Here is a 25,618-nt window from a genome sequence, read left to right as displayed (position 1 = left end):
CTCCCGGCCGCTGCTCGGCCCAGGCAGCCCCGGCGTCGAGGGCGCGGTCGGCGAGGGCGAGCAGCCGCTGGTGCCGGTCGGCGCCCGACCGGCTGAGGAACCGGCGGAGCGACGACGTCCAGCGGCCGTAGGTCTCCTGCACGGCCTGCTCCTCGGCGAGCAGCGACGAGATGAGCTGCTCGAGCTGGGCGCGCTGGCGCTCGCCGATCTGGGAGGCGGCGTCCGGCTGGGCGAGGACCGTCCCGATGTCGGCACGCATCTGGTCGATCTCGCTCGACGACAGCATCTGCGCGAAGCCGCGGTAGGCCCGCCCCTCGGGCGTCTGCTCGAGCAGGTCGTTCTCGCGGAGGTACTGGTCGACGAGCGCTCCCTTGCCGAGGTCCTCGCTCGCGGCACGGCGGGCGACCTCGCGGTGCCGCTGCTCGACCATCGCGCTCAGCTGACGGAAGTCGGCGGGCAGGGACGCCGTCAGCCGGACGACCTCGTGCAGCTGACGGCTCAGCGCGTCGAGGGGGACCGGCTCGGTGCCGTGCTGCTCGATCCGGTCGCGACGACGCTGCAGGTCAGCCAGCTGCGCGTCGATGCGGCCCAGCTGCGACTCGACGCTCGGGTCGGCGAGCCCGGCCAGCTGCCGGACCGCGTTCGCGATGCTGCCGAGGCGCGCCTCGCTGACGGCGTTGTCCGCCTCGACGAGCTCGCGCACGATGCGCAGCGCCCGGAGCGCGTGCGGCGACAGACGGTACTCGGCACGGGCCGTGTCCGCCGAGGAGGCGCGGGTGCGGACCAGCCACCGGGCGTCGACCCAGCTGCGGCAGTAGTCCGCCGGGGTGGCGCGCATCTCGGCTGCGGGGCCGTCCGGGGCCGGCGCGGGCGGCGCCTCCTCGGCTCGGCCCTGTTCGCCGCCGCCGCTTCGTGCGTGCTCGGCCGCGTTCTGCTCGAGGGCGTCGGCGACGCGCTGGTGGAACCAGTCGGCCGAGACCGGGCCCTCGGCCTGCTCGAGGTGCTCGGAGAAGAGGGGAACGACCCAGCGGCTGTTCGTGCTCCGGAGGAGAGCCCAGGTCGGGTCCGCCTCCCACACGTCGCGCACGTCGTCGCGGGTCAGGGGGCCACCGGGGGCTGCGGCCTCAGGGGCTGGGGCTGCTGTCTCGTCCACCGTTCGTCCCCTCCTGCGCCGTGCCGACCGTGCTCGATGTCGACGGACGACGATACCGTGCGCGGGCGGCGCGCCCGGCCCCGGCGGGTCCCCGTCGCCGGCGGCGGGTGAGCGCCCGTCCGCCGCCGGGCACGGGGACCCGCCGACTGGCACAGGGACCCGCCGACTGGCACAGGGACCCGCCGACCGGCACAGGAACCCGCCGACTTGCGCAGGTCAGAGCCGCGCGGTGCTCCACTCGACGTCGAGGGTCGAGGTGGCGCCGGGCGCCAGGGTCGTCAGCGGACCGAGCACCTCGAGCTCGACGAGGTGGGCGGAGGGGTGCAGGCCCTCGAGTGACTCGATCGGGGCGTCGGTGGGCCGCTGCAGCCAGACCTCGACCTTCGAGCCTCCGTCGGGCCAGGTGCCCGCCTCGACTGGTGACGTCGCGAGGCCGATCTCGAGCCCGTCGGGACCGTGCAGCTCGACCGACCCGGACGCACCCGGGTAGCCACGCTTGGCGACGCCCGTGCCGAGCGGCAGGACGACGTCGTGACCGCGGTGTGCGCTGACGAGCCCGCCCTCGTAGGTCCCGAGGTGGAGTTCCTCGGCCGAGGCGGCGTGGGGCACGACGACGACCGAGCCCTCGGCCGCGCGGCCGTCGGGCCCGCCGGTGTCGACCTGGCACACCTCCCAGATCGACCAGCGCCGCGTCGTCGCCGACGTGTTCGTGAAGGCGACCCGCTCGGTGAACGACGACGTGCCGTCGAGGAGGCGGAACTCGCGGACGACCCGGAGCCCGGTCCGCAGATCGTCGCCGCTGGTGAGCGTCACGGTCGCCTGGGCGTCGTCCGCCACCCACTCCGCGGTCCACGGCCCGGAGTCGAGCACGGGATCGGGCGGGCCTGCCCACTCGTCCGGCCCCGACCAGCCCTGCGGCGCCGGCCAGGTCTTGGAGCCGCCGAGGTTCGCCCAGGTGTCCATGCCGCCGTCGCTCGCGGGCCAGTCGGCCACGGGCACGACCGGCACGAGGTCCGCGTCGATCAGCTCGGGGTTCTGCCAGAGCAGCTCGCGGCCGCCCACGACGAGTGACAGGAGCCGCCCGCCTCGGGTCGGTGCGAAGACGAGGGCCAGCTCGTCGGTCGTGACGCGGAGGAGGGGCAGGTCGGCCCGCCCGGTCCGCTCGACGACGACCGTCACGAGGCGGCGTGCCCCACGGTCGTCGTCCGCGACGCGGGCTCCTCGCGCACGGGAGCGCCGTCCGGCACCAGCACGACCTTGCCGGTCGCCCCGGCCGCCGCGATCCGGTACGCCTCGTCGGCGTCGCCGAGCGGGAGGCGGTGCGACACCACGATCTCGGGGCTGAGGCCGCCCTCGGCGATCATGCGCGCGACGTCCTCCATGCCCTGCAGCGACGTCACCCACGAGGCCGTGAGTGTGAGCTGCTTGTGCAGAAGCGTGTCCGAGACCTCGGTCTCGAGCCGGCCCCCTTCGCCGAGCAGGCCGACCCTGCCCCACTCGGCCGCCGCCTCCACCGCGGTCGACCGGCCGGGCGTGCTGCCCGAGCAGTCGACGGCGACCTGGCAGCCGACGCCGTCGGTGAGGGCGAGGACGGCCGACACCGCGTCGGCGTCGGCGAGCACGACGTCGTCGACGAGTCCCGTGGCGCGGACGAACTCGATGCGCTCGGGCGAGCGCTCGACGCCGATCACGCGACGGGCGCCGAGCATCCGGCCGAGCATGGCGGCCGCGAGTCCGACGGGGCCGAGCCCGACGACGAGCAGGTCCTCGCCGCCGTGCACGCCCGTGCGGCGGAGGCCCTCGTACGCGGTGCCGAAGCCGCACGCGATCAGGGCGCCGTCGACGTACGAGAGACCGTCGGGCAGCGGCACGCAGGTGGACTCGTCGACGAGCACGTACTCGGCGTGCCCGCCGTCGCGCTGCCAGCCGTACGACGCCTTGTGCGGCTGGTCGGTGCAGCTGATGAAGTAGCCCGAGCGGCAGTTGCGGCACCGGCCGCAGCCCTGGATGTGGTAGACGATCACGTCGTCGCCGACGCCGAAGCGGGTCACTCCGGTGCCCGCCGAGACGATGCGCCCCGAGGGCTCGTGCCCGGCGACGACGCCCTTGTAGGCGGGCGCGCCGTCGAGGCCCTTGTGCGTCTTGTAGCCGCCGTAGATGAAGCCGATGTCGCTGCCGCAGATGCCGCTGGCGCCGACCTGCACGAGCACCTGGCCGGGGCCGGGCGTCGGCACGTCGTGGGTGCGCAGCTCGGCGGTGCGGTCACCGGGCAGGAACACGCCCTGCATGGTGTCGGGCAGCGACGAGGAGGTGCCGGTCGAGCCGGCGGGGGAGGGTGCGGTGGTGGTCATGGCCTAGCTCTCTTCGATCGACCCGCGCTTGCGGGACAGGGTGACGTTGAGGAGGACGGCGAGCACGATGATGACACCGCGCACGACGCTCTGGAGGAACGAGTCGACGCCGAGCAGGACGAGCCCGTTGCCGATCAGGGTGATGAAGATCACGCCGAGGAACGTGCCGACGAGGCTGCCGCGCCCGCCCGACATCGCCGTGCCGCCGATGACGACCGCGGCGATCACGTCGAACTCGAGGCCGTTCGCCGCTCCGGCGTTGCCGGAGCCGAGGCGGGCGGCGAGCAGGACGCCGCTGAGCGCGCCGAGCATGCCCATGATCGCGAACAGGACGACGCGCACCCGGGCGACCTTGATGCCGGCCAGGCGTGCGGCGGCCGCGTTGCCGCCGATGGCGAAGACCGAGCGGCCGAAGGCCGTCTTGCGGGCGACGAACGCGAAGACGAGGAACGCGACGATCATGATGACCGCCGGGGTCGGCACGCCGACGATCGTCCCGGTGAGGAACGGCATCACCGGCTCGTCGAGCGGCAGCGGCACGGGCAGGGCGTCGGTGCCGAACTGGCCGAGGCCGCGGAGCACGCTCCAGAGCCCCAGCGTCGCGATGAACGACGGCACGAGGAACCGGGCGCGCAGCACGCCGGCGAGGGCGCCCCAGCCGGCCCCGACCACGAGGGTGATGAGGATGGCGAGCAGGGCCGGCAGGCCCCACTGCGTCATCGCGACGGCGACGATCACCGACGACAGGGCGACGGCGGGGCCGGTGCTCACGTCGATCTCGCCGGCGATGATCACGAGGGTCATGCCGGTGGCGGCGATGCCGATCAGGGCGGCGTCGCGCAGCAGGCCGCTCTGGTTCGCGATCGTGAAGAAGCCGACCGCGTTGAACATGAGGTAGAGGTACAGCAGCACGATCGCGACGAGCAGGCCGACGATGTTGACGAGGGTGGTGTTGCGGCGGAACGCGTCGCGGACGCGGCCGAGGGCGGAGTCGCGGGGCGCGCCTCCTCGTCCCGGGGCCGGGGTGGTCGTGGGGTCGAGCGTGGTGGTCATCGGGTCGTCCTTCTCTAGCTCGAGACCATGGAGGCCTGGAGCAGCACGGGCAGGGAGATGTCGGGGGCGCGGAACTCCTCGCGGAGCCCGCCGTCGCGGAGCACGAGGACGCGGTCGCAGGCGAGCGGCAGTTCTTCGATCTCGCTCGAGACGAAGACGACGAGCTTGCCGGTGTCGGCGACGGCGCGCATGATCTCGTAGATCTGCGCCTTCGCCTCGACGTCGACGCCGCGGGTGGGCTCGTCGAGCAGCAGCACCCGGCTGTCTGCGTGCAGCCAGCGGGCGATCACGGCCTTCTGCTGGTTGCCGCCGCTGAGGGTGCTGATCGGGCGCGACAGGTCGTGCGCCTTGATGCTGAGCTTCTCGGCGAGGGCCTTCGTGGCCGCGGCGATCGAGCCGGCCGACAGGGCGCCTCCTCGGCTCACCTTCGCGAAGTCGCTCATGACGATGTTCTCGTCGATGCCGAGGCCGGGAACGACGCCCCGGCCCTTGCGGTCCTCCGGCGTCATGCCGACGCCGAGCGCCAGCATGCGGGAGGCGGTCGGCCGGTCGACGACGGAGCCGGCGATCGAGATCGTGCCGGAGGCGGCGGGACGGAACCCCGCGATGGCCTGCAGCAGCTCGGTGCGGCCCGAGCCGAGCAGCCCGGCGATGCCGAGCACCTCGCCGGCACGGCCCTCGAAGCTCACGCCGCGGAGCTTCGGCGCCACGTCGAGGTCGGTCACGCTCAGCAGCACCTCGCCGCTGGTCGCCGGGCGGGTGGCGACCGCGCGCTCCTCGGGGTCGGCGCCGATCATCAGCTCGATGATGTGCGCGGTGTCGCTGCCGGCGATCGAGACGGTCTCGACGACCCTCCCGTTGCGCATCACCGTCGCGGTGTCGGCGATCTGCCGGATCTCGTCCATCCGGTGGCTGACGTAGAGCACCGCGACGCCCTGCGCGGCGAGCCGTCTGACGGTGTCGAGCACGAGGTCGACCTCGGCCGCGGCGAGGGCGCTGGTCGGCTCGTCGAGGATGAGGAGGCGCGGGTCGTCCTGCAGCGCCCGCCCGATCTCGACGATCTGCTGCTGGGCGAGCGTCAGCCCGGCCACCTCGGCGTGCACGTCGATGTCGGCGCCCAGGCGCTCGAACGTGGCGCGGGCCCGCTCGACCATGGCGCGCGTGTCGATGCCGAACCGGCCGCGGGGCCAACGGCCCATGGCGAGGTTCTCAGCGACGGTGACGCCGGGGACGAGGCTGAGCTCCTGGTAGCAGGTGGCGACCCCCGCGGCGGAGGCGGCGGTCACCCCGCCGTCGCCGAGCGGCTGACCGCCGAGCAGCACCTCGCCGGTCGTCGGGGTCTCGACGCCGCTGAGCAGGCGGATCAGCGTGGACTTGCCGGCGCCGTTCTGGCCGAGCAGGGCGCGGACCTCGCCGGCGTGGACGGCGAAGTCGACCCCGTCGAGGGCGGTGACGCCGGGGTAGACCTGGCTGACGCCGCGGGCCTCGGCGATGGGCGCGCCGCGGTCGCGCTCGGGATCGAGCGGCGCGGCCGGGGTGGCGGCTGTCGACTCTGACAAGGGAATCCTCCGTGGATCGGGGAGTGGAGAGAAAGGAACGGACGAGGAGGAGCCCGGCAGGCAGCCGGGCTCCTCCTGCCGATCAGGGAAGGCCGTCGGGGTGGGTCTCGGACCAGCCGGCGGCGTCCGCGGGCAGGTACAGGTCGATCGGCGCGGCGACGACCTTCTCGTCGGGGGTCTTGCCGTCGATGGCGTCCTGGGCGGCGGCGAAGGCGAGCTTGCCTGCCTCGATGCCGCTGATGTCGACGACGGCCTTGAGGACGGAGCCGTCGGCCAGCTCGGCGGCGATGTCGCTCGTCATGTCCGAGCCGAAGACGGCGACCTGGCCGGTGAGGCCGCGGGTCTGGACCGCCTTGTACGCACCGACGGTCGCGCCTCCTGCCTCGCCGTAGAGCCCGTCGAGGTCGGGGTTCGCGCTGAGCATCTGCTCGGCGGTCGAGACGGCCGTGTCGACCTCGGCGCCCTCCTGGTTGGCGACGAAGACGGTACCGGGCAGCGCTGCGGTCAGAGCCTCGGAGAAGCCCTTGTAGCGCTGCTGGCACACCTCGTACTGCTCGCAGTTGATGACGCCCATCTTCGGGGCCGTGATGCCGGCCTCGGTGAAGTAGGCCGCGGCCTGCTTCCCCAGGTCGCCGCCGAACTTCAGCGGGTCGCCGAGCACCCAGGCCGTCACGTACTCGTCGACGGCGTCGTCGCTGACGCAGGTGTTGTAGCAGATGACCGGGATGCCGGCCTCGCTCGCCTGCCGGACGGCGGGGACGCTGCCGTCGGTCGACACGGCAGACATGATGATCGCGCTGACGCCGGAGGAGGTCAGCGTGTTCATGAACGAGCTCTCCTTCGAGACGTCGCCCGCCGAGGTCGACTCGAGGAAGTCGACCTTCTTGGAGTCGGCGTCGGCCGCGTCCTGCACGCCCTTCTTCACGCCTCCGTAGAAGCCCTGCGAGTCGAGGTAGAGGGCGCCGATGCGCTCGGCCCCGCCCTCGCCGCCGTCGGCGGTCGGGATGGAGCAGCCGGCGAGGGCGGCGGCGGCCGCGAGCAGCGCGGCCGCGGAGAGGACGCGGCGTCGCGTCCTGGGGCGTGTCGTCATGGTCATGGTTCCTTCCTAGAGGCGACCGGCGTCGTCGCCGGTCGTGATCGCGGGGGCGGTCGGGTCGGGCCTGGAGGCGGGGGAGCTGGCAAGGACAGGGGAGGAGCGACGCGGCCGATCGGTCGCGAGGTCGGTCCGCAGGTCGCGGACCACGTCCCGGAGCCGCCGGACCTCGGCGTCCCGCACGTCCTGCGGGTCGTCCTGGAACAGCAGCATCGTCGGCAGCGACGTCGCGAAGTAGTCGACCTCGGCCGGGGTCGAAGCGAGGTCGTCGACGAAGGCGTCGAACTGCCCGAGCAGGGCACGCGCTTCGTCGTGCGCGCCGAGGCGTGTCAGGGCGGTGACGGCGGCGGCGCTGCGCTCGGTGAAGGCCTGGGTCGCCATGCCGGCGAAGTCGCCGGTGGCGGCCGCGGCCTGCTGCCAGGCGTCGCGAGCTGCTCCGTCATCGCCGAGGGCGGCCAGGGCGTCGCCGAGGGCGAGGTGCAGCTCCGCCGTCGTCTGGAGGGGGTGACGTGCCTCGCCCAGGGTCGCCGGGGGCTCGAGGGCCGACTCGACGCGGGCACGGGCCTCTGCCGCGTCGCCCGCGGTCAGCGCCTCGCGTGCGGCCGCCAGCTGGGCGGCCTCCCAGACGCCGAGCACCTGGCCCTCGCCTCCCTCCCAGGGCTGGAACCGGCGCACCGCCACCGCGGAGATCGCGTCGTGGTGACGACCCACGAGGGTCAGCAGCCGGGCGCGGACGACGCTGAGGTCGTCCCGCTCGTCGACCAGGTCGGGTCGCAGCTCGAGGGCCCGGAGGCGGTCGGCCGGAGCCGTGCCGCTGCGCTCGGCGAGCTGGTCGGCCTCGAAGAGCAGCCGGGAGTCGTCGGGACGACGGCGCCGGGCGGCCTCGAAGTGCGTCGCGGCCAGCTCGGCGTCGTGCTCGACGTTGTAGGCGGCGATGCCCAGGTTGCGCTCGGCGACCGCGGCCTGCGCGTCGTCGACATCGCCCTCGAGCGCCCGACGCCAGGCGTCGGCGGCGTCAGCACCGCGGCCGTGGGCGTAGAACCAGCTGCCGAGCAGCGACCAGGCGAGGCCGTCCGCGGGAACGACCTGAACGGCCTCGACGAGGGCGGCGACGTCGTCGAGCCGCGAGGGGAGGCAGCGGGTGGCGTCGACGGCGTGCAGCGCGACGAGCGCACGGCGGGCCTCGTCCGTGCGACCCACACGGGCCAGCAAGGAGGCGCGGTGGTAACCGAGCAGCGGCCCCACGTTCACCTGCCCCTGCGCGGCCCGGGGGAGCTGCGCCTGGGCGAGGTCGAGCACCGAGAGGGCCTCGTCGAGCCAGCCGGCGGAGCCGTACTCGAGAGCCACGTCGAGCAGGGTGGGTGCGTCGTCCGAGAGCGCGCGGCCCGCCAGGTGCCGCGCCCACTGGTCGAGCGGGTCGAGCGCCAGCGTCTCGTCGAGGAGGGCTTCGGCCTCGTCTCGACGGCCGAGCGCGCGCAGGACGAGCACGAGCAGGTCACGCGCCTGCAGGTTGTCGGCGTCGCGTCGCAGCACGTCGCGGAGCAGCGGCTCGGCCGCTGCCGGGTCCGAGCGTCCGAGCAGCCGGGCCCGGGCCAGCGACGCGGGGGCCGCCCAGGCCGCGTTCCAGGCGGACTTGGCCAGCGCCTCCTTCGCCTCTGTGGTCCGGCCGAGCCTCGTCAGCGTCAGGCCGAGACGGTAGAGCGGCTCGCCGTCGGCGGGGTTCGGCGCCCAGGTGAGCTGGCGGGCGACGGCCGTGCGGAGCAGGGCGAGCGCCTCGTCGTAGCGGGCTGCGTCGTGCAGCCGCGTCGCCAGCGCGACGTTCACTCGCACGTCGCCGGGATCGCGACGGAGCGCCTCGAGCCAGTACGGCTCAGGCGAGCGTGTCGCGTGCCGGTACTGCTGCAGGTACTGGCCGACGAGGAACAGCTCCTCGACGGTCGCGACGTCGGCGGGCGCGGGCGGGGCGACGGCTGCGGCCGGGGCGGCGTCCGTCGTGTCCGCGCCGGGGGCGTCGTCCGCTCGCGCCTCGGCATCGAGCTGTGCGAGCACGTCGGCGCCGTCGACGGCCACGAGGAGACGGCCGTCGACACGGGCCTCGACGACGAGTTCGTCGAGCGTCGTGCCGGAGGGCAGGGCTCGGTCGAGCACCGTGGGCTGACCGGGAGCGACGGAGGCGCGGTGCCGGTCGAGCAGGGACCCGTCACGCGACAGGACACGGAGCTCGACCTCGTCGTGGACGTGCGTCACGGCGAGCCCGACGCGGAGGACGGGGGCGCCGCGGCCGGCGTCGCTGTCGCGTGCGCCGCTGTCGCCGGCGTCGGCGAGGTCGACGCGCATCGCGGCGTCCCTCGTGGCCTGGTGCGCGGGCCCGATCTCGGTGATCGGGTACCAGAACTGGCTGAAGGTCTTGGTCTCGCCCGGGGCGAGGAAGGAGAAGTCGGGCTGGTTGTCGGTGTAGACGCCGGCCATCAGCTCGACGTAGGGGCCGTCCGAGTCGGTGAGGTTGTCGTCCCAGGCCCAGCCGAAGGGCGCGTCTCCCCAGGTCCACTGCTTCTTGCCGGGGGAGATCGCCCGGTCGGCCCAGTGCACGAAGCCGGCACGGCGGCCGTGGTCGTAGCCGCCGAAGAAGTCGTCGTCGGTCGCGGTGACCATGTACGAGGTGGGCACGGGGATGTTGCGGTACCAGTCGAGACGGTCGGCGTCGGGACGGTCGGCGCCGACGCGGGCGGGGTAGTCGACGCCGTAGTACTCGCCGGCGACCCGGGGGAAGTCGACGACGGCCCGCTTGGCGTGGTCGGCGACGTGTCGGACGTCGGTGGGGAAGAACGACTGGTAGTCGTCGCCCACGGCGGCGGCGACGTTCGCCCACCAGAGGAACGTCTGCGTCTCGTCGCTGCGGTTGAACAGCCGAACGCGGGCCTCGATCAGCGAGGAGTCGGGCCGGAGGCGGATGCCGTGCATGCCCTTCATGCGGGCGAACGGGTCGTGGTCGGAGCACCAGACGGTGACGGCCCCGTCGGCCTCGCGCTCGATCGACACGTCGGTCGGCAGGAACGTCGCGGGGCGGTGGTGCTGGGGCCAGTTGAACTCGACGCCCCCGGAGATCCACGGACCGGCCAGGCCCACGAGGGCGGGCTTCACGACGTTGTTCCGGTAGAAGATGTCGTAGTCGGCGGTCTTGTCGTAGGCGACGTGGATCCGCCCGCCCAGCTGGGGCAGGATCACGAGGCGCAGCCACTGGTTCTCCAGGTGGACCGCGTCCCAAACGTGCGGCCGCTTCTCGGGCTCGATGCTCTCGTGGAACGGCAGGGGGAAGACCCGCCCGGACGATCCTTGGTAGACGCGGGAGTCGAGGAAGGCCGGGTACCGGTCGGGCTCGCCCGGCAGGTACGTGTCGACCACGAGGGGCTCCGACCAGGCGGCGACGCCTGCCGAGGCCTGGTCAGCGGGCACGGGGGGAAGAGTCAACCTCGACTCGGCGGTGAGCATGAAGCCAGCGTAGGGAGGCGGGCGTCGCCTCCGGAACGACCGATCCTGCGGCATGCCTGGACGAAACCACGACGCGCGTCCATGATGGCGGGATGACCATCGAGGACGGCTTCCCCGGGCAGCGCCTGCTCGTCATGCCTCGCCCCCGCGTCCGCGCGGCGTTGGCGAGGCCCGGCACGTCTCACCTCGTCGTGACCGACGCCGGGTACTTCCCCGAGGCCAGGGCGCACGGCATGGCGCGGCCCGAGGGGGTGCCGCAGAGCGTCGTGCTCGTCTGCGTCCGCGGCGCCGGCTGGTGCGTCGTCGACGGGGTCCGCCACGAGGTGGCCGCCGGCCAGGTCGTGGTGGTCCCGCCGGACGCGCCGCACGAGTACGGCTCGGGCGACGCGTCGCCCTGGACGTTGTGGTGGCTGCACCTCGACGGCCGCGACCTCGCGGAGTTCCTCCGGGTGGCGGGCCTCTCGTCGTCTGCTCCCGTCCGGCAGCTCTCGGACGTCTACCGCGTGGTCGCGCTCATCGAGGAGGTGGTGCAGGCCATGGAACGCGACCAGACCTTCGCCAGCGTGCTCGCCGCCTCCGGCGCCGCCTGGCACCTGATGGCCCTGCTCTGCTCGGAGCGTCGCGTCGGCAGCCCCCGCGAGTCGGCCGTCGAGCAGGCCCAGGAGTACCTGCGCCAGCACGTCACGGACCGCGTCTCCGTCGACGAGCTCGCCGCCCTGGCGAGGCTGAGCCCCTCGCACTTCGCCGCGCGGTTCAAGGCGGAGACGGGGTCGACGCCGCTCCGGTACCAGACGCAGCTCCGCATGGCGCGGGCCCGCGAGCTGCTCGACACGACCGACCTGCCCGTCGGGCTCGTGGCCGACCGGGTGGGCTACGTCGACCCCTTCTACTTCTCGCGGCAGTTCCGGGCCGTGCACGGGCTGACGCCGATCGCGTACCGGGCCCAGCGCAAGGGCTGAGGCCCGGGGCGGGCTGCTGCCGGGCCGCCGCGGGGCTGCTGCCTCATCGTGTCGGAGGGGGCCGCTACGGTGGCGAGCACGCCCCCGCGACGCTCGTCGTCCGGCCTGACCTGCACGAGGAGGCCCTCATCTACATCGCCGACGACACCGTGGTGACGAGCCCGACCGACCTCACGACCTGGGCCGCGTGCGAGTGGGCGTTCCTGCGACGGCTCGACGCGAAGCTGGGGCGGATCGACGCGGTGGTCGACGAGGCCGACGCGATGCTCGACCGCACGGCTCGGCTCGGCGACGACCACGAGGTGCGGTTCCTCGAACAGCTGCGCGCGACCCACGACGTCGTCGAGTTCGAGCGGCCGTCCCGCGACGAGTACCCCGCGGCGGCGCGGGCGGCCGCCGACGCGATGCGGGCCGGTGCCGACGTGCTCTACCAGGCGACGTTCTTCGACGGGTCGTTCATCGGCTTCAGCGATTTCCTGGTGCGGAACGACGCCGGCGAGTACGAGGTGTACGACACGAAGCTGGCGCGGCACGCCAAGATCCCTGCCCTGCTGCAGCTCGCCGCCTACGCCGAGCAGATCGAGGCGCTCGGCGTCCCGGTGGGCGCGCAGGTGCACCTCGTGCTCGGCGACGGGTCGCGGTCGACCCACGACCTGGCCGACATCTCACCCGTGTTCCGGGCCCAGCAGGCACAGCTCCGTTCGGTCGTCGCCGAGCGGGTGCGCGCGACCGAGCCCCTTGCCTGGGGCGCCCCGGGCGTCACCGCCTGCGGCCGCTGCTCGCAGTGCTCGACGCAGGTCGAGCGGCACCGCGACCTGGTGCTCGTCGCCGGGCTGACGCCCTCACAGCGCTCCCGACTGAACGACGCCGGCGTGCACAGCATCGACGAGCTCGCGGTCAGCACCGGTGCCGTGCCGGGAGTGGGCGGCGCGGCCCTCGCGCGCCTCCGGGGCCAGGCGCAGCTGCAGCTGGCGAGCGAGCACGGCCGCCCCGAGGTGCGGCTCGTCGACGCCGGGGCGCTCGCCGCGATCCCGGCGCCCGACCCCGGCGACGTGTTCTTCGACTTCGAGGGCGACCCGCTCTACACCGAGGGCGACAGCAGCGTGTGGGGCCTCGACTACCTCTTCGGCCTCGTCGACGACGAGGCGCGGTTCACCGCGTTCTGGGCGCACGACCTCCGAGAAGAGCGGCGTGCGCTCGTCGCGTTCCTCGCGTACGTGCGCGAGCGACGTGCCGCCCACCCGGGCATGCACGTCTACCACTACGCCTCCTACGAGCGGACGCACCTGCTGTCGCTCGCCGCCCGGCACGGCGTCGGCGAGGAGGAGGTCGACGACCTGCTGCGCGACGGCGTCCTCGTCGACCTCTACCCGATCGTGCGCAAGGCCCTGCTGGTCGGCTCGCGCAGCTACTCCATCAAGAAGCTCGAGCCGCTCTACATGGGGGCCGACCTGCGCGACGACGAGGGCGTCGTGAACGCCGCGGACAGCATCACGGCCTACGTCGAGGCGATCACCGCGCTCCGCACCGGCGACCCGTCCGGTCAGGCCCGGCTCGACCAGGTCGCCGACTACAACGAGTACGACTGCCGGTCGACCCTGCGGCTGCGCGACTGGCTGCTCGGCTTCGCCGCGACCACCGACGTCGAGGCCTCGGACGACCTGCTGCCGCTCGTCGACGACGAACGGGTCAAGGCCGAGCCTGACCCCGTCTTCGTCGAGCTCTCGGCGTTGCTGGCCGACGTCGACCCGCTCGACCGCGACGCCGACCAGACGGCGCTGGCGCTCGCCGCGGCGGCGATCGACTACCACCGGCGCGAGGCCAAGACGTTCTGGCAAGAGCACTTCGACCGCCTGCGCCGGCCGGTCGACGAGTGGGGCGACACGCGCGACGTGTTCGTCGTCGAGCGGGCCGAGGTCGTGCGCGACTGGGAGAAGCTGCCGCGAGCCCGCACCCTGTCGCGCGACCTGCGCCTCGTCGGCTCGCTCGGGCCGGGCAGCCGTCTCAGCGCGGGCGGTCCCTCGCCGCACCTCGTCTACGACGCGCCGCTGCCGCCCACGGTCCGGGCGGCCGGTCCCGGTCTCCGCGGGGCGACGGCGCGCGCCACGGTGCTCGACGTCGATGCGCACGGCGACAGCGTCGTCCTGCTCGTCAAGGAGTCGCTGGCCAGCGGCGGAGAGCCGCACCGCCAGTTCCCGCTCGCACTCACGCCCGCTGCACCTCCGCGTGCGGCACCGCAGCCCGAGGCCATCTCCGAGTGGGGCCGCGCCCTGCTCGACGAGCTGCCGTCGATGCGGCCCGATGCAGCCCTGGACCTGCTGCGCCGCGTGCCGCCGCGCGGGGGACTCGTGCCCGTCGTCGACGGCGACACCGTGGCTGCCGTGACCCGCACGCTGCTCGGCCTCGACCGCTCGTACCTCGCCGTGCAGGGTCCTCCCGGCACGGGCAAGACCTACGTGGGCTCGACCGTCGTCGCCCGCCTCGTGAGCGAGCACGGCTGGCGCGTCGGCGTCGTCGGGCAGTCGCACGCGGTCGTCGAGAACTTCCTCGAGGCGGTCGTCGCCAAGGGCGTCGACTCCTCCCGTGTCGTCAAGGTGCCCAAGAAGGGCACCGACGCCGAGGCGCTGGAGGCGGCGGCCTGGACCCCGGTCAAGGACGGCGCGGCGGTGGCCGGCTTCGTCGCCGGGGCCGGCGAGACCGGCGGCGTCGTCGGCGGCACGGCGTGGACCTTCGCCAACGGCGACACGATCCCGCGACGCTCGCTCGACCTGCTGGTGGTCGACGAGGCCGGGCAGTTCTCGCTGGCGCCGACCATCGCCTCCTCGGGCGCCGCCCAGCGCCTCCTGCTGCTCGGCGATCCGCAACAGCTGCCCCAGGTCAGCCAGGGGTCGCACCCCGAGCCCGTCGACCAATCAGCGCTCGGCTGGGTGGCAGACGGACACGACGTGCTGCCGGCCGAGCTCGGGTACTTCCTGTCGCGCACGTACCGGATGCACCCCGCGGTGACGGCGCCGGTGTCGCGGCTCTCGTACGCGGGGCAGCTCGAATCGCGCGCTCCGTCGCGGCTGCTCGAGGGTGTCGAGCCCGGGCTGCACGTCGCGCCGGTCGTGCACGCGGGCGACACGACGTCGTCGGTCGACGAGGCCGAGCGGGTCGTCGAGCTCGTGCGCGACGTCGTCGGCCGACGGTGGACCGACGAGCACGGCAGCCGCCCGCTGACCGACGACGACGTCATCGTCGTCGCGCCGTACAACGCGCAGGGCGCGGTCATCCGCGAGCTGCTCGACCGCGCGGGCTACGCGGGCACGACCGTGGGCACGGTCGACCTGTTCCAGGGTCGTGAGGCCGTCGTCGCGATCGTCTCGCTCGCCGCGTCGTCCGCGGCCGACATCCCGCGCGGGCTCGACTTCCTGCTGATGCCGAACCGCCTCAACGTGGCGATCTCGCGCGCGAAGTGGGCGGCGTGGCTCGTCCACTCGCCGGCGCTGGCGTCGTCGATGCCGACCTCGATCGCCGGGCTCGGGCTGCTGTCGCGGTTCATCGAGCTCGTCGAGGGCGCTCAGCCGGGCCCGCAGCCGGGCCCTCAGCCGGCCTAGGCGACGCGAGAGCGACAAGACGACGCGGAAGATCAGATCGTCTTGTCGCTCTCGCGTCGCCGCGGCCCGTTCGGGGGCTGGGCGGAGCGCGCGGCGCCTCCTAGCGTCGACCACATGGGGAAGAACAGCTCGAGACCGTCGCGCGCGGAAGCGTCGCCCTGACCCTGCGGGCGCGGCGACCCGCCTACTCGGTGATGCAGGAGTGCCTGCGCCTCCAGGCCGCCGCCCCGCCCCGGACGTCGGCGGACCGGTTCTGGGGCAGGCACCCGCTCCGGCCCGACGCCCGCAGCTGGTACCAGGGCGCTCTCGGCGAGATCCGCGTCGCGCGGGTGCTCGACGAGCTCGGCCCCGAGTGGACGGTCCTCCACTCCGTGCCCGTCGGCAGCGGCGAGTCCGACATCGACCACGTCGTCGTCGGCCCGCCCGGCGTCTTCACCCTCAACACGAAGCACCACGACGACAAGAAGATCTGGGTCGGCGGCGGCACCCTCATGGTGAACGGCACGCGGACGTGGCACATCCGCAACTCCCTGTCGGAGGCGGCACGCGCGTCGCGCCTCCTCTCGGCTCGCGCGGGCGGTCCCGTCGACGTCACCCCGGCGCTCGTGATCGTCGGTGCACGCTCGATCCGCTTCGGCAAGAAGCAGCCGCCTGTCGTCGTGCTGCCCGAGGCCCACGTGGGCCGGTGGCTCCGGTCCCTGCCGGCCGTCCACTCGACCGAGGCCGTCACCTACCTCGCGATGCTCGCCGAGGAGCGCGCGACGTGGCACACCCAGGGGCTCGTCCTCGACGACACGCTCCGTCACGAGCAGCGGTTCCAGCGACTGCAGCGGGACATCGACCTCGCCGGGCGACGGCGCCGTCGATGGGCGCTCGGCGCCGCCGTCGGGACGGTCGCCGCCTCGGTCGGCGCGGGGATCGCGCTGCTCGGCGGTGCACTCGCCGTCCTGACGTCGTCGCTCGGCTGACCCGCGCCTCCTCGGCAAGGCAAGACGACGCGAGAGCGACAAAGCGACGCGGAAGATCGCGCCGTCTTGTCGCTCTCGCGGCGTCTCACGGGCTCGCTATCGTCGCGTCCGCGTCCGCGCCCGCGCCTCTCGAGCCGTGACGAGGACGGCCTCGACGGTCGCCAAGGCGACCCCTGCAGGGTCGTGCTCCCAGACACGGACCACGCGCCAGCCCGCCCGCGTCAGCTCGGCGTCGTGCCGAGCATCGCGTTGCCGGTTCGCGAGCAGCTTCGCGTGCCAGTACGTCGCATTGGCCCGGGGCAGGTGGGTGTGCGGCGGGCAGAAGTGCCAGAAACAGCCGTCGACGAAGACCGCCACCTGGAGGCGCGGGAACAGCAGGTCGGGTCGGCACCGGCTCACGCCCCGCACCGGTCGGTCGACGAAGTAACGCCAGCCGCGGGCGTGGAGGGCTCGTCGCAGCAGCCACTCGGGCTTCGTGTCGCGACGACGTATGCGGCTCATCCGAAGACGCGTGGCCGCGTCCGAGTCGAACTCGTCGGAGCTCGGCCGGACGGGGCGGGAGGAAGGGGGCACGTGGGGACGCTAGACGGGCTCGGCCACCGACGAGACTTCAGGGACGTGTCCGGGGGGCCACCGGTCGAGGGACGGAGGCAGTTGAGGAGACACGCAGGCGGATGACGTGAGGGGATGCTCCCGGCCGTGGACGGTCTCTCAAGAGCGGGGGCCTCGGACAGCGTGAGGTCATGGATGCCGACCGCGGCGTGGCCAGGCCCGTGCCTCGATCGCGCATGACGAGGGGGCGCACGCTCACGATCGGCGGCATCGCGATCGCGCTGGCGCTGGCGGTGACGGTCACGGCCGGAGGCTGCGCCCGCGCAGGCGAGACAGGGGCGCGCTCAGACCTGACGCTGACGGAGGCGAAGGCCGAGACCCAGGCACTGGAATCGTCGATCGCTGACGTGTTCCGGAGCGACCACGTGGCGTCGGTCGAGCAACGGCAGGAAGGCGTGCTGCTGAGCTGCACCGAGGACCTGTACCGGTGGACGGGCGCCCTGGAGTTCACCCTGCCGGGCGCCCTGTCCGACCGGGACGTCGCCGAGCGGCTCGCGGACGCCCTGGACTCACGGGACGGTTGGTCGTCCGAGGTCCAGGCCTGGGAGACCGGCGGTCCCACCGCCGTCGTGTCGGGCCCGCAGGGACTGTCCTTCGTCGGCAACGTGGACGAGGATCGGCACGTGACCATCGCCTCCGCCTCGCGATGTGTCGCCTTGTCCGGGGACGAGAGCCCCTTCAGCACGTACTGACGAACGAGCCACCGGACACCCGGCTGCAGGTGGACCACGAGCGCTGTGCGTCCGGGTGATGTGATGCGCCGACGAATCCTCACGGAACGGTCGTTCGGGGCTCGCCTTCCGCTAGCGTGGCGCCATGAGGTACTCGATCGACGTGGGGGGCATCTCCGACGTGACCCGTTCGGTCGCGCGGGAGATGGACGACGCATCCGCGGCGATCGTGGCTGCCCTGGCAGCCGCGGACGTCGCCCTGTCGGCGGTGAGCAGCGAGGGGGGACTGGCGGGGGCCTTGTCCGCCGCAGTCGACCCGAGACGGTCGACGGGACCGAACGCGGTCGCGCGTGCCGGCGCCCTGACCGCCGTCGCGCAGGCCAACGCCCTCTCGTACGCGCAGGCCGACGAGGTGATGGCCGCGACGACGGAGGCGGCGTCCGGGCAGGCCTCCGCAGCTGAGCGAGCGGCCGTTGCCCGGTACACCGGCCGCTTCGGCGGAGGCGTCCCGCGATGACGGCCCTGATCACGTTGGCCTCCCTGCCCGACATCGCCGTCGACGTCGCGTCCCTCTCCTCCGGGGCGGGCGACCTCGCGACGCAGGCCGCGCTCGTGCAGCCCGCCACCGACCAGGCGTCGACGTCCTGGCAGGGTCTGTCGACGAGCTACGACACCCCCGAGTCGCCGGCGCTCGTCGGCAAGATGACCGTCGTCGCGACGGCGGGTGCCGACTTCACCGAGGCCCTGTCCTCCGTCGCGAGCACCCTGACGACGTGCGCGGACGCCCTGGCGGGTGCCGAGGCGAGGCTCGAGGCGCTGCGGGCGGACATCGCGTCGTTCCGATCGGCCGTCGCCACGTTCCGGGCCGACCAGGCCGAGCTGCTCGAGGTCGACTCCGACCAGACGGGAGACGTCTGGGGTCCGGGGCAGTTCGAGCACAACGCGGGACTCGTCGCCGAGAGGGAGGCCGTGCGGCAGCTCATCGAGTCGGCGATCGACGAGGCTCGGAGCGACCTCGCGTCCGTGGCCGAGCCCGTGGGCGTGTCGTCCCTCACCGGCGTGGCCGACGCCTCGGCGACGAGCACCTCGTGGTCGCAGGCACAGGAGCACTTCGACGCCGAGTTGTCGTCCGCCCTCCTCGCTCGGCTCGCGCAGGACGACCCGGACGCCGTCTCGCGACTGCTGGCCCAGCATCCCGAGTGGGTCGAGCAGCTGCGGGAGCACCCGCCCGAGCCGACGGACGTCCGCGCGTGGTGGGACGGTCTCGGCGGTGGTGCCGGCGATGACACGGCGGGGTGGTCCGCGACCCAGTCGGCCCTGCTGCTCGGAGCGCCGGTCGTCATGGGCGCCCTGGGAGGCGTGCCTCCCCTGGCCCGCGTCGAGGCGAACCGGCACAACGCCGAGACCAGGCGGTCGGAGGCGAAGGAGGAGCTCGGTGCGTTGAAGGACCGGCTCGATCTCGTCGACGGCTCCGGCTACTCGACCTCCTACGGATACCAGGCCAGCGAAGCGGAGAGACAGCTCGCAGCGGACATCCGGACCCTCGAGAAGGAGATCGCCTATCTCGACAAGGCCGTCACGCCTCTCGACGACGGCACTTACGAGGTACAACTGATGCTCTACGACCGTGAACGGTCCCGCATCGTCGAGATGATCGGCACACCGGGTCCGGACACCAAGACCACGATCACGTACAGTCCGGGGACGGGCACCACGATGGAGTCCTTCTACGGGAACGGCGTGCAGCAGGTGAGCCGGTACCTCGTCGATCAAGACTCTTCGAGGGTCGCTTTCGTCTGGAAGGACGGCTACTTCCCCGGGGGCAGTCCGGGTGACGATCTCGCGGGCGGCATCCTCGAGGCCAACGACACCGACTATGCGCTGCGGTCCGGGCGCGACCTCGCCGAGTTCCAGGACCAGATCGAGTCTGACCCTGTGCTGGCTGAGAGCTACGAAGTCGCGATAGGGCACTCGTGGGGGCTGGCGGCGGTGACGGGCTCAGAGGCTGCGGACGCTCACTACGACCAGGTGGAGTCGCTCGCCGGTGCCTACATGCCTCCAGGCTGGGAGGCGTCCTCCGACACCACGTACAGCCACCAGAGCTATCGAGACTTCCTCTCGGAGTTCCAGGACCTCGGCCTGGTCGGCGAGGGCCGCAACCCCGATGTGAGCCCTGACTTCGACTCGACCGTCTACTCCCGCGAGGGTGACTGGCAACTCGTGCTGCCGACAGGATCGCAGTACCCCGGGAGCCTGCCCACGCCTCCCGCGAGCCTCGACATGACGAACTACCCGGTGGCGAACCACAACCTCGTGGCGACGAGCCAGACGGACAACTTCGCCGTGCTGCGCCGCATCGAGGAACGCATCAAGGCGGGTGCCGAATGAGCTGTCTTGCACGTGGACGACACCGCTCGGTGCGGGGCGCGTCCTGGGCTGCCGTTGCGCTCGTGTTCGTCACCGTGGCCACGAGCGGGTGCAGTCGACAAGAGGAGGCACAGGTGAACGAGAGCATGACCCTGATGCAGGCGAAGGCCGAGACGCAGGAGCTGGAGCGGTCGATCGTCGACGCGTTCCCCAGCGATCAAGTCGCCGCCGTGGAACAACGGCAAGAAGGCGTGCTCCTGAGCTGCAGCGACGATCAGTACCAATGGACGGGCGGCGTGGAGTTCACCCTGGCCGGTGACCTGTCCGAACGTGACGTCGCAGAGCGAGTCGTCGGTGCCCTGGAGTCGAAGGACGGCTGGTCGTCAGAGGTGCAGGACTGGAAGGACGGCGGGCCCACCGCGATCGTGTCGGGCCCACAAGGGCTGTCCTTCATCGGCAATCTGGACGCTGACCGCCTCGTGACCATCGCCTCCGCGTCGCGGTGCTTCACTTTGTCCGAGGACCAGAGTCCCTTCAGCAAGTACTGAGCATTCGTGTTCCCGGGGGCTGACATGAGCGAGCGACGGACATCTGTACGGTGAGCTCACGCTGATCGCCATGCCGAACCGTCCGCCGCACTCGCCCCGCGACGCTCGCTGTGGTCCTCGTGCCGGGGCTCCGGAGCAGCAGTCGGAGCCAGGCCCGAGTCCCCGCTGAGCGTGCGGCGCCCGCGCCTGACACGTCAGGGGCCGCCGAGCAGGACGCCGACCACCCAGACGCCCGGCAGCACCAGTACGACGACGGCGACGTCGACCGCCAGCAGGGCGACGTCGACGGCCTCGTGCTCCGACGGCTCGCTCGACGGGAGCACCGTCGTCACCGCCGCGACGGCTCCGACCGCCCCTGCCGTCGGCACCGTCACCGCCAGCGCCGTCGCGGCGACGATCGGCCCCGGCTCGGCCCACGGCAGGCTGACGAGCAGGATCGCCGCGGTCACGCCGACGAGCCCGCCGAGTGCCGCGACGACGCGGGCGACGCGCGCACGGCGGCGCCTCGCCGGTGGAGGCGTCGAGGGAGACGAGAGCGACGGGAAGTCCATGCCGCGCAACGATACAGACCGGTCCGGGCATGTGGCACGAGGCCCTACAGGTCCTTACCCCGGGGATGAGCAGTCCGGCAAGAGCGCCGCCGAGGCGCCAGGCCGAAGCGGCCCCCTCAGTCCTGCTGCGCGGGTGCCACCAGGAAGAAGAGCACCCCGGAGACGACCACCGTCAGCACGGCGACCACCAGCAGCGGCGACGACACCCCCGACGCGAACGAGGCGCCTCCCGACGCCGACGTCACGAGCCGGCCGATGACCAGGGCGGCCGTCGCGAGGCCGGATCCGAGCAGGGCGACGCGAGCCAGGTCGTGCAGGCGACGGGCGTCGTCCGCCGTGGCGCGCCTCCTCTGCCTGGGCACGAAGAGCACGACGGCCAGCACGGCCACGGCCAGCGGCACCACGGCTCCGAGCGTCAGGGCGAGCTGGACGATGCCGAACAGGGCGGGCACGCCCTCGGGCTGGGTGTTCACGGCGGTCCTCACGGGATCGGGACGGAGCGGGCAGGCACGACGAGCGTCGCGTGACCATCTTGCCTGGTCGTCGCCCGCACCTGGCGACCGGGGCCCGAGGAGGCGCGGGTCGCGCTCCTGGGCTCGCTCACGGCTGGACGGCAGGCGTCGCCCAGACCACGTCGCTAGGGTCGCTCCGACGAGAGGGGGTCGTGTGTTCGACGCCACCGGCCTCATGGGCCTGCTGCTGATGATCGTGGGAGTCCTGCTCCTCGCGGTCGCGCTGCCGCTCATCGGGTCGTTCCTGCTCGACGGGCTGATCCAGATCGTTCGCGGGGACGGCCTCCGCGTCTTCGGGCTCGCCGCCGTGCTCTCGCTGGTCACGGCCCTCATCGGCGTCGCGATGCTCGTCGGAGCCCGGCAGGTCACCGACGACATGGTGTCGCTCGGCATGCTCGAGAACGGGCTCAGCGGGCTGCTGTCGGTGCTCGTGCCGGCGATGGTCGTGCTGGCCGTGATCCAGTTCGTGCGGCGCCAGGTGCGCGCGCGTCGACAGCGCGCCGCCTAGCTCCCCGCGCGCGCCGCGCTCTCTGCGCTCATCGGCGTCGGGAGAAGGAACACGCGAAAAGGGACAAGACACCCTCGGGCCCGAGAGTGTCTTGTCCCTTTTCACCTGTCCAGCGCTGGAGCCAGCTAGCCAGCCGAAGCCGCAGCCGCAGCCGCAGCAGCGCCTAGTGGCGGGGCTTGCGGTCGAACTTGTCGCCGCCGCGGTCGCCGTCACGGTCGCGACGGGGCGCGCCGCCGCTGCGACGGTCGGGCTTGATCTCGATCAGCGTGCCGCTGATGCGCGTGTCGACCAGGCGGTCGAGCATGTCGCGGCTGATGTCCGAGGCGAGCTCGACGATCGAGAAGTCGGGACGGATCTGGATCGCGCCGAAGTCGTCCCGGCTGAGGCCGCCCTCGTTGGCGAGCGCGCCGACGATCTGACGGGGCTCGACGCGCTGGCGACGGCCGACCTCGATGCGGTAGGCGGTCATCGGCTTCGAGGTGCGGGGGCCGCGCTCGGCACGGTCGCCGCGGTCGGCGCGCCCGCCCCGGTCGTCGCGTGAGCCCGAGCCGCGGTCGTCGCGGACCGGACGGTCGTCCCGACGGGCGGGGCGCTCGTCGGCAGGGTCGAGCAGCAGGGGCGTCTCGCCCTGCGCCACGACGGCGAGCGCGGCGGCGACGTCGGCCTCGGGCACGTCGTGGTGCTCGACGTAGTGGCCGATGATGTCGCGGAACGCGCTGATGCGCGCCTCCTGGGCGAGCGCCTCCGTGATCTGGTCGTCGAAGCGCGCGAGGCGCGTGACGTTGACGTCCTCGAGGGTGGGCAGCTGCATCTGCGTGAGCGGCTGGCGCGTCGCCTTCTCGATGGCGCCGAGGAGGCGGCGCTCACGGGGGGTGACGAAGCTGATCGCGGCACCGCTGCGGCCGGCACGGCCCGTGCGGCCGATGCGGTGCACGTACGACTCGGTGTCGATCGGGAGGTCGTAGTTGACGACGTGCGTGATGCGGTCGACGTCGAGGCCGCGGGCAGCGACGTCGGTCGCGACGAGGATGTCGAGCTTGCCGCTCTTGAGCTGGCCGACCGTGCGCTCGCGCTGGGCCTGGGCCACGTCGCCGCTGATCGCGGCGGCGGTGTAGCCGCGGGCACGCAGCTTCTCGGCGAGGGTCTCGGTCTCGCTCTTCGTGCGGACGAAGATGATCATGCCCTCGAAGGCCTCGACCTCGAGGATGCGCGTGAGGGCGTCGACCTTCTGCGGGTACGACACCATCAGGTAGCGCTGGCTCGTGTTGACCGAGGTCGTGGTCTTGGCCTTGACCGTGATCTCTTCGGCGTCGTTGAGGTACTGCTTCGAGATGCGGCGGATCTGCGGCGGCATCGTCGCGGAGAAGAGCGCGACCTGCTTGTCGTCGGGAGTGTCGGCGAGGATCGTCTCGACGTCCTCGGCGAAGCCCATCTTGAGCATCTCGTCGGCCTCGTCGAGCACGAGGTACTTGAGCTCGCTCAGGTCGAGGGTGCCCTTGGCCAGGTGGTCCATGATGCGGCCGGGTGTGCCGACGACGACGTGGACGCCGCGGCGCAGCGCGCTCAGCTGGACGCCGTAGGCCTGGCCGCCGTAGACGGGCAGCACGTGGACGCCGCGCATGCCGCTGGCGAACTGCTCGAACGCCTCGCAGACCTGCAGGGCCAGCTCGCGCGTCGGCGAGAGGACGAGGGCCTGCGGCTTCTTGGCCGAGACGTCGAGCCGGGACAGGATCGGCAGCGCGAAGGCCGCCGTCTTGCCGGTGCCGGTCTGGGCCAGGCCGACGACGTCGCGTCCGCCGAGCAGGGTGGGGATGGTGGCTGCCTGGATGGCGGAGGGGGTCTCGTAGCCGATCTCCTTGATCGCCTTGAGCACCTGGTCGCTCAGGCCCAGGTCCGAGAACGTCGGACCGATCTCGGGTGCATCGGCGTCGATCGTGTCGTTCTCGGTGGTGTCGCTCATCCTTCTAGGGTAGAGGACTGCGCGGGCTCCCACGGCCGCTCGGCGCAGGCGGGTCGCCGAGACGTGCCAGGCGAAGCGGGTCAGGCGCCACCGGTCGGGCCTCCCGGACCGCCCGAGCCCGTCGTCCCCGGCGCCGGCGTCTGCGGGCCGACGATGCTGATCGGCGAGGTGTCGAGCCGCTCGGACTGCACGACGACGCGCTTCACCCGGCGCCGCAGCGAGCGCCGCGCGCCGGGGGTGGCCAGCAGGCTGCCGAGCACCAGGCCGGCGCCGATGGCGAGCGTCGTCGAGACGGAGCCGACCACGTCGAGCGCCGCGCCGCCCGTCCCTGCCATGACGTTGAGCAGGGCGGAGGCGACGGCCAGCGACGGCAGGAGCGAGCCGCAGAAGGCAGGCACGGCGATGGCGGTCGCCGAGACGCGCAGGCGCGCCGCGATGACGGTGCTGAGCGCCCCGAGCAGGGTGGCCACCAGGAACGTCGCGCCGAGCAGGGGCACCTCGAGCTGCTTCAGGCACCACAGGGTGACGGTGCCGACGAGCGCGACGCCGATCGCGACCGGCACGACGCGGGCGTTGGCCCCCTGCGTGACGGCGGTCGCCGACGCGGCGAAGAAGGTCGTGACGAGGAGGAGCCAGATCGGCAGGGTCCGGAGCGTGATGTCGGTCGGGTCGACCTCGATCGACAGGCCGGAGGTGAGGGCCAGCCCGCCGGGGATGCCCACGGCGATCCCCGCGACGATCAGGGCGATGATCAGCGCCCGGGACAGCGCCATCGCGCGGAAGCCCGAGATGGCGTCCTGGGCCCAGGTGACGATCGTCACGTGGGGCAGGATCAGCACCACCACGGCGGCCACCATCGCGGCGGCGCTGCCGGCGCCGACCGCGCCCGCCCAGATCGCGAGCGACCCCACGGCGGCGACGCTCGCCGACTGGAGGGCGACGATGAAGAAGTTCGGGATGCCCTTGCGGGTCAGCCAACGACCGAGGACCATCGCGCCGACCATCAGGACGAAGGCGCCCGCCGCGCCGGCGAGCGAGCCGCCGGCCTGGAGGGAGACGGAGACGCCGAAGAGGCCCATGGCCGCGTCCGTGATCCAGGTCGGCCAGCGCGGGGGAGAGCGCAGCACCGTGACCAGCCCCTCGACGGCGCTCGTCATGTCGCGCTCGTCGTGCAGCAGCTCGTCGACGATCTGGTAGACGAGCGAGAGCCGGTGAAGGTCGCTGCCCTCGGCCGCGACGACGCGCATCTTCACGAGGGGAGGACCCTCGACGGGCGTGTACTGCACGGTGATCGCGGTGCCCGTGATGTCGAGCTCCAGCGGGGCGAGGTTCCACTTCGTGCCGACGGCCACGATCGCGACCTCGACGGTACGGACGTCCGCGCCCGAGGCGAGCATCACCTCGCCGAGGTCGAGGCAGAAGTCGACGATCTGACGCGGCGAGTAGAGGTCGCCGAGGTGGCCGTGGGCCGGCGTCGTGCCCTCGTAGATCGTGCCGCGCAGACGGGCGCGGACGTCGCGCATCTCCTGCGCGTCGACCCGACGCCGGCGGACGCGCGCCGGACGCGGCGCCGCGGGCGTCTTGGGAGCCCCCCGCCCGGACGCCTTGGCCGGCGTTTTCGGCGGCGTCCGGTAGGTGGGGATCCAGGGAGCCGCGGGGTCTCGGGTC

At 72.9% G+C, this 25,618-nt stretch carries 20 protein-coding genes; 8 read left to right on the top strand and 12 right to left on the bottom strand.

Annotated elements, in window-relative coordinates:
- The 7 genes from RWM17_RS04045 to RWM17_RS04015 all read right to left on the bottom strand — a co-directional run.
- Positions 1-1,153: DUF3375 family protein (locus RWM17_RS04045; RefSeq protein ID WP_314101611.1), on the bottom strand; the 1,153-nt coding region annotated here is incomplete at its 3' end.
- A gap of 216 nt (positions 1,154-1,369) precedes the next feature.
- On the bottom strand, positions 1,370-2,332 hold the full coding sequence (locus tag RWM17_RS04040) for a hypothetical protein (RefSeq protein ID WP_314101609.1): 963 nt from the start codon (positions 2,330-2,332) through the stop codon (positions 1,370-1,372).
- On the bottom strand, positions 2,329-3,504 hold the full coding sequence (locus RWM17_RS04035) for a zinc-binding dehydrogenase (protein ID WP_314101607.1): 1,176 nt from the start codon (positions 3,502-3,504) through the stop codon (positions 2,329-2,331). Before RWM17_RS04035 ends, RWM17_RS04040 begins: the two co-directional genes overlap by 4 nt.
- Positions 3,505-3,507: 3 nt before the next feature.
- Entirely contained in the window at positions 3,508-4,557 is a 1,050-nt protein-coding gene (locus RWM17_RS04030) for an ABC transporter permease (protein ID WP_314101605.1), read from the bottom strand.
- A 14-nt stretch (positions 4,558-4,571) separates the two neighbouring features.
- On the bottom strand, positions 4,572-6,116 hold the full coding sequence (locus RWM17_RS04025; protein WP_314101603.1) for a sugar ABC transporter ATP-binding protein: 1,545 nt from the start codon (positions 6,114-6,116) through the stop codon (positions 4,572-4,574).
- An 82-nt stretch (positions 6,117-6,198) separates the two neighbouring features.
- Positions 6,199-7,212, bottom strand: coding sequence for a substrate-binding domain-containing protein (locus RWM17_RS04020; RefSeq protein ID WP_314101601.1), 1,014 nt, complete (start codon positions 7,210-7,212; stop codon positions 6,199-6,201).
- A gap of 9 nt (positions 7,213-7,221) precedes the next feature.
- A complete protein-coding gene (locus tag RWM17_RS04015) occupies positions 7,222-10,698 on the bottom strand; it encodes a DUF5107 domain-containing protein (protein ID WP_314101600.1) in 3,477 nt (1,158 codons plus the stop codon).
- Positions 10,699-10,790: 92 nt separating this feature from the next.
- Between RWM17_RS04015 and RWM17_RS04010 the strand changes: the two genes are divergently transcribed.
- The 3 genes from RWM17_RS04010 to RWM17_RS04000 all read left to right on the top strand — a co-directional run bounded on the left by RWM17_RS04010 (position 10,791) and on the right by RWM17_RS04000 (position 16,221).
- Positions 10,791-11,657, top strand: coding sequence for an AraC family transcriptional regulator (locus RWM17_RS04010; RefSeq protein ID WP_314101598.1), 867 nt, complete (start codon positions 10,791-10,793; stop codon positions 11,655-11,657).
- A 152-nt stretch (positions 11,658-11,809) separates the two neighbouring features.
- The gene (locus RWM17_RS04005) at positions 11,810-15,253 is read left to right on the top strand and encodes a TM0106 family RecB-like putative nuclease (RefSeq protein WP_314101596.1); all 3,444 of its coding nucleotides are present in this window, start codon (positions 11,810-11,812) and stop codon (positions 15,251-15,253) included.
- A gap of 194 nt (positions 15,254-15,447) precedes the next feature.
- On the top strand, positions 15,448-16,221 hold the full coding sequence (locus RWM17_RS04000) for a nuclease-related domain-containing protein (protein ID WP_314101615.1): 774 nt from the start codon (positions 15,448-15,450) through the stop codon (positions 16,219-16,221).
- A gap of 96 nt (positions 16,222-16,317) precedes the next feature.
- On the opposite strand, the gene RWM17_RS03995 is transcribed toward RWM17_RS04000, so the two are convergent.
- Positions 16,318-16,794, bottom strand: a complete 477-nt coding sequence (locus RWM17_RS03995) for a very short patch repair endonuclease (RefSeq protein ID WP_314101594.1) — start codon at positions 16,792-16,794, stop codon at positions 16,318-16,320.
- A 170-nt stretch (positions 16,795-16,964) separates the two neighbouring features.
- On the opposite strand from RWM17_RS03995, the gene RWM17_RS03990 reads away from it, so the two are divergent.
- The 4 genes from RWM17_RS03990 to RWM17_RS03975 all read left to right on the top strand — a co-directional run bounded on the left by RWM17_RS03990 (position 16,965) and on the right by RWM17_RS03975 (position 20,419).
- Positions 16,965-17,525, top strand: coding sequence for a hypothetical protein (locus tag RWM17_RS03990; protein ID WP_314101591.1), 561 nt, complete (start codon positions 16,965-16,967; stop codon positions 17,523-17,525).
- Between the two features lie 124 nt (positions 17,526-17,649).
- A complete protein-coding gene (locus RWM17_RS03985) occupies positions 17,650-18,021 on the top strand; it encodes a hypothetical protein (protein ID WP_314101589.1) in 372 nt (123 codons plus the stop codon).
- Positions 18,018-19,892, top strand: a complete 1,875-nt coding sequence (locus RWM17_RS03980) for a hypothetical protein (protein WP_314101587.1) — start codon at positions 18,018-18,020, stop codon at positions 19,890-19,892. The genes RWM17_RS03985 and RWM17_RS03980 overlap by 4 nt, the downstream gene beginning before the upstream one ends.
- A 113-nt stretch (positions 19,893-20,005) precedes the next feature.
- Complete coding sequence (locus RWM17_RS03975; RefSeq protein ID WP_314101585.1) at positions 20,006-20,419, top strand: hypothetical protein; 414 nt, start codon at positions 20,006-20,008, stop codon at positions 20,417-20,419.
- Positions 20,420-20,613: 194 nt separating this feature from the next.
- On the opposite strand, the gene RWM17_RS03970 is transcribed toward RWM17_RS03975, so the two are convergent.
- On the bottom strand, positions 20,614-20,970 hold the full coding sequence (locus RWM17_RS03970; protein ID WP_314101582.1) for a hypothetical protein: 357 nt from the start codon (positions 20,968-20,970) through the stop codon (positions 20,614-20,616).
- A 116-nt stretch (positions 20,971-21,086) separates the two neighbouring features.
- Positions 21,087-21,443 carry a hypothetical protein gene (locus RWM17_RS03965; protein ID WP_314101579.1) on the bottom strand — a complete coding sequence of 119 codons (357 nt, stop codon included), beginning with the start codon at positions 21,441-21,443 and terminating at the stop codon, positions 21,087-21,089.
- 193 nt (positions 21,444-21,636) lie between these two features.
- Between RWM17_RS03965 and RWM17_RS03960 the strand changes: the two genes are divergently transcribed.
- Entirely contained in the window at positions 21,637-21,990 is a 354-nt protein-coding gene (locus RWM17_RS03960; protein WP_314101577.1) for a hypothetical protein, read from the top strand.
- 163 nt (positions 21,991-22,153) lie between these two features.
- Here RWM17_RS03960 and RWM17_RS03955 read toward each other — a convergent pair whose 3' ends face one another.
- The gene (locus RWM17_RS03955; protein WP_314101575.1) at positions 22,154-23,950 is read right to left on the bottom strand and encodes a DEAD/DEAH box helicase; all 1,797 of its coding nucleotides are present in this window, start codon (positions 23,948-23,950) and stop codon (positions 22,154-22,156) included.
- A gap of 80 nt (positions 23,951-24,030) precedes the next feature.
- Complete coding sequence (locus RWM17_RS03950) at positions 24,031-25,593, bottom strand: threonine/serine exporter family protein (protein ID WP_314101613.1); 1,563 nt, start codon at positions 25,591-25,593, stop codon at positions 24,031-24,033.
- Positions 25,594-25,618: the final 25 nt, after the last annotated feature.

Source organism: uncultured Frigoribacterium sp. (assembly GCF_963515265.1).
Classification (GTDB): Bacteria; Actinomycetota; Actinomycetes; order Actinomycetales; family Microbacteriaceae; genus Frigoribacterium.
Note: the sequence above shows the minus strand (reverse complement) of the source record. Positions and strands in the feature narration are given on the sequence as shown.